Origin of the sequence: Pseudoalteromonas sp. MMG013 (assembly GCF_018100885.1) — a bacterium.
GTDB classification, from domain to species: Bacteria; Pseudomonadota; Gammaproteobacteria; order Enterobacterales; family Alteromonadaceae; genus Pseudoalteromonas; species Pseudoalteromonas aurantia.
The window spans coordinates 1-577 of the sequence record NZ_JAGJEE010000107.1 but is presented as its reverse complement, the minus strand read 5'-3'; the positions used below and the strand labels follow the sequence as shown (position 1 = coordinate 577).

Below are 577 nucleotides of genomic sequence, written 5' to 3'. Positions count from 1 at the left end.
ATTCAAAGAAATTTGTGCCTGTCCTATATTATTTTTTTGCGTGTGTCAGGAAGATGATTGTGATCTTAAATTCGATGCTCAGAGACGGTGTTATGTGGGAAGCGCCAAAAACTTAAAATTAGCTATTGACGCCATAGTCTCTTGTTATACGCACGTTGATTTGTTTATTTGTAGATTCATAAATGGAGGTTTTTTACCATTTCTAAAATCAACAGAAATAAAATTGCCATCATCTAAATAAGACCTTAAGGTAGGATGATGGCAAACTTTTTGGTAAATATAATCTCTCGATTTTTTTCTAACTTTATCTAGTTCTGTTTTTTTAATTAAAGGGCTTAGAGCTAAAATATCAATAGTTAAAGCCATTGTTTGATCCTGAATTTTAAACCAGCTTAATTTAAGGTTAGGATCTCCCTCTAGGAAATATTCTTCTACCGAGTTTTTTAATTGCTTATATTGCGAATCATTTTCATATTTTGCATATAGCATTTTGCCAAGGCTCAGTACTAAAAAAGCTACCCAAATGTACTTCACGTATTTCTTCATTAAACTCTTTCTTTATTTTCCCGCTTGAATG

The 577-nt window shown here is 31.7% G+C and carries 1 protein-coding gene; it reads right to left on the bottom strand.

Features of this window, described 5'->3' with window-relative positions:
- Positions 1-144: 144 nt before the first annotated feature.
- Positions 145-546 (bottom strand): hypothetical protein, encoded by a 402-nt coding sequence (locus tag J8L98_RS24555; RefSeq protein ID WP_210998675.1) that lies wholly within the window; start codon positions 544-546, stop codon positions 145-147.
- Positions 547-577 lie beyond the last annotated feature (31 nt).

Bases quoted from the DNA above. Each gene is read 5' to 3' on its own strand.
- J8L98_RS24555 (WP_210998675.1), bottom strand. From the start codon at position 546: ATGAAGAAATACGTGAAGTACATTTGGGTAGCTTTTTTAGTACTGAGC.